Raw genomic sequence first — 3,215 nt, forward strand, 5'->3', positions numbered from 1 at the left:
GCGGCGGCCGCGGCGCCCACCTGCTAGCGCAGCCACGCGCGCAGGTCGTCGCCCGCGGGCGCGGCCGGCGGGGCGGACGACGACGGGGTCGCCCCCGGCGCCGCCGCGCGCAGCCGCGCCAGCTGCTCCTGCGCCTGCCCGGTCAGGTCGGCGATCGTCCCGCCGAACGCGGGGTCCGCGGCGACCGCCGCGTCGTAGGCGGCCACCACCGCCTCCTGGACGGCGACCTGGCGGGCCAGCCGGTCCTGCGCCGCCGTCTCCTGCGCCGTCTGCCCGGGGTCGCCGGAGGTGCAGCCGGCCAGCAGCAGCGCCAGCCCCGCCGTGCCCGCGAGCAGGCGGCGGCGCGGGAACCCGGCGGGGGCGGGGGAGACGGACATCGCCCGCCATCCTCCCAGGAGCCGCCCCGCCCGCCCGGACGGCTCCCGGGCGCGTCGGGACCCCGGGGAGGTCACCCGCCCGAGCGGCCGGGCCCCGGTCCCCGGTGGAGCGGTAGCCTGACGACTCCCCGGGTACGCCGCGGCCGGTGCCGCGCGAGCCCGCGCCACCGGGCGCGGCCCCGGACGGTGCGGTCCGCCGAGCACGAGCTCCGACCGGTTGCAGGAGGGGAGGGAGCCCGTGTCCGCGAGGGGACGGCAGGACCCGGCCGCAGGGTCACGGCAGGACCCGGCCGCAGGGTCACGGCAGGACCCGGCCGCCACACGGCTGGCCGGCTGGATCGAGCCCGTGGTGGGTGCCGCCGGCTACGACCTCGAGGAGCTCGTGGTCACGCCCGCCGGCCGGCGCAGCGTCGTCCGCGTGGTCGTCGACCGGGACGAGGGCGTGTCCCTCGACGACGTCGCCGAGGTCAGCCGGGCGGTCTCGGCCGTCCTCGACGAGAACGACGGCGAGCTCGGCCGCGCCCCCTACGTGCTCGAGGTGACCAGCCCCGGCGTCGACCGGCCGCTCACCGAGCCGCGGCACTGGCGGCGCAACACCGGCCGGCTGGTCACCGTGACCGTCGGCCCGGCGGGGGCGGCCGAGCAGGTGACCGGCCGGGTCACCGCCGTCGACGACGAGGGCGTGACCCTCGCCGTCGAGCCGAAGGCCAGGCCCGGTGCCCGCAAGCGGCCGCCGACGCCCCGGCAGGTGTCCTGGGCCGAGCTCGGCTCCGGCCGGGTGCAGGTCGAGTTCGGCCGCCCGGGCAAGCACGACCCGGCGGACGACCCGGCGGACGACGCGGCGGACGACCCGGACGACGTGCTCGACGTGCACGACGACGAGGACGACGACGAGGACGACGACGAGGACGACGACGAGGGCGACGACGACGGAGGAGGACAGTGAACATCGACGTGACCGCCCTCAAGGCGGTCGAGCGGGAGAAGGGCATCCCCGTCGACACGGTCATCGAGGCCCTCGAGACGGCGCTCGTGACCGCGTACCGCCACGCCGACGGCGCGGCCAAGCACGTGCGGGTGCACGTCGACCGCAGGACCGGTGAGGTCGCGGTGCTCGCGCAGGAGCTGGGCCCCGACGGCGAAGTCGTGCGCGAGTGGGACGACACCCCCAGCGACTTCGGCCGCATCGCGGCCAGCACCGCCAAGCAGGTCATCGTCCAGCGGCTGCGCGACGCCGAGCACGAGCAGACCTTCGGCGAGTACGCCGGCAAGGAGGGCGACATCGTCAGCGGCGTCGTCCAGGCCGACGCCCGCCGCAACGCCCAGGGCGCGGTCCTGGTCGACATCGGCAAGGTCGAGGCGGTCCTGCCCGCCGCCGAGCAGGTCCCCGGCGAGAGCTATCCGCACGGCAGCCGGCTGCGCGCCTACGTCGTCTCCGTGTCGCGCACCCACCGCGGCCCGCAGGTGACCGTCTCGCGCACCCACCCGAACCTGGTGCGCAAGCTGTTCGCCCTCGAGGTCCCCGAGATCGCCGACGGCAGCGTCGAGATCGTCGCCGTCGCCCGGGAGGCCGGGCACCGCTCGAAGATCGCCGTCCGCACCTCCGTGCCGGGGCTCAACGCCAAGGGCGCCTGCATCGGCCCGATGGGGCAGCGGGTGCGCAACGTCATGAGCGAGCTGCACGGCGAGAAGATCGACATCGTCGACTGGTCCGACGACCCGGCGACCTTCGTGGCCTCCGCGCTCAGCCCGGCCCGGGTGAGCAGCGCCACGCTGGTCGACCCGAAGGCCAAGGCGGTGCGCGTCGTCGTCCCGGACTTCCAGCTGTCGCTGGCCATCGGCAAGGAGGGGCAGAACGCCCGCCTCGCCGCCCGGCTCACCGGCTGCCGGATCGACATCCGCAGCGACGCCCGGCCCGACGACGCCACCCCCTCGCCCGGCGTGGGGCGCCCGCCGCTGCGCTCGGGCCCGCCACCGGTCCGCGCCGGCACCCCGGGCGGGCGGCCGTCCCCCGGTGGGGGCGGGCTGCGGTCCGGTCCGCGGCGTCCGGAACAACGGGGTCCCGCAGCGCGCTAGAGTGACGGGTGGCCGAAACGTCGATCCCGGTGCGCACCTGTGTGGGCTGCCGGGAGCGCGCTCCGGTCACCGACCTGCTGCGTGTCGTCCACCGGTCCGGGACCCTCGTGCCCGATCCGCGACGGCGGCTCCCCGGCCGGGGCGCGTCCGTGCACCCCACCCCGGAGTGCCTCCACGCAGCGGAGCGACGCCGGGCCTTCTCCCGGGCACTGCGCCTCCCGCGCGGTGCCGCGGTGGAGGCCGGTCCGCTCCGGACCCACGTCCTCGGCGCCTCCGCGCCGGGGGACCCGGGCCCGGGACGGGCGACAGCGGACGAACGACAGACCGCACTTCCCACAGACGGACCGGCAACCGGCCGGTCCGCACGTCGAGAGCAGGACGTCGTCGGATGAGTCAGCCGTGAAGTCCCCACGATGACAAGCCAGACCATGCACTACTGACAACGAGGTCGCGCGGGCGAGCCGCCGGCCTCACAAGAGGAGATCCGTGCCAGGCAAAGCCCGCGTCCACGAACTCGCCAAGGAGTTCGGGGTCGACAGCAAGACCGTGCTCGCCAAGCTCAAGGAGCAGGGCGAGTTCGTGAAGTCCGCCTCCTCGACCGTCGAGGCCCCCGTGGCCCGGCGGCTCCGGGAGGCCCTCGGCGCGTCCACCGGCGGCAACGCCGGCGGCGGCAACGGCGGCGGTGCCCCCGCCCGTCCCGCCGCCCCGCGCCCGGCGTCGCCCTCGCCCGCCGCGTCGGCCCCCGCGCCGTCGCCCGCCCCG

At 77.0% G+C, this 3,215-nt stretch carries 5 protein-coding genes; 4 read left to right on the plus strand and 1 reads right to left on the minus strand.

Annotated features, from left to right (window positions below; all coding sequences use genetic code 11):
* Nucleotides 1-23 precede the first annotated feature (23 nt).
* The gene (locus ACFO3M_RS22640) at nucleotides 24-377 is read right to left on the minus strand and encodes a hypothetical protein (RefSeq protein ID WP_387994475.1); all 354 of its coding nucleotides are present in this window, start codon (nucleotides 375-377) and stop codon (nucleotides 24-26) included.
* Nucleotides 378-723: 346 nt separating this feature from the next.
* Here ACFO3M_RS22640 and rimP point away from each other — a divergent pair, with 346 nt between their 5' ends.
* The 4 genes from rimP to ACFO3M_RS22660 all read left to right on the plus strand — a co-directional run.
* A complete protein-coding gene (rimP, locus tag ACFO3M_RS22645; protein WP_387994477.1) occupies nucleotides 724-1,323 on the plus strand; it encodes a ribosome maturation factor RimP in 600 nt (199 codons plus the stop codon).
* Complete coding sequence (gene nusA, locus ACFO3M_RS22650) at nucleotides 1,320-2,453, plus strand: transcription termination factor NusA (protein ID WP_387994480.1); 1,134 nt, start codon at nucleotides 1,320-1,322, stop codon at nucleotides 2,451-2,453. Before rimP ends, nusA begins: the two co-directional genes overlap by 4 nt.
* Before the next feature lie 41 nt (nucleotides 2,454-2,494).
* Entirely contained in the window at nucleotides 2,495-2,845 is a 351-nt protein-coding gene (locus ACFO3M_RS22655) for a YlxR family protein (protein ID WP_387994486.1), read from the plus strand.
* Nucleotides 2,846-2,939: 94 nt separating this feature from the next.
* The coding region (locus tag ACFO3M_RS22660; protein ID WP_387994483.1) for a translation initiation factor IF-2 N-terminal domain-containing protein at nucleotides 2,940-3,215 on the plus strand (276 nt) is incomplete at its 3' end.

Origin of the sequence: Geodermatophilus arenarius (genome assembly GCF_042654585.1) — a bacterium.
Classification (GTDB): Bacteria; Actinomycetota; Actinomycetes; order Mycobacteriales; family Geodermatophilaceae; genus Geodermatophilus; species Geodermatophilus arenarius.

Coding starts and splice junctions, on each gene's coding strand:
- ACFO3M_RS22640 (WP_387994475.1), bottom strand. CDS start 377: ATGTCCGTCTCCCCCGCCCCCGCCGGGTTCCCGCGCCGCCGCCTGCTC.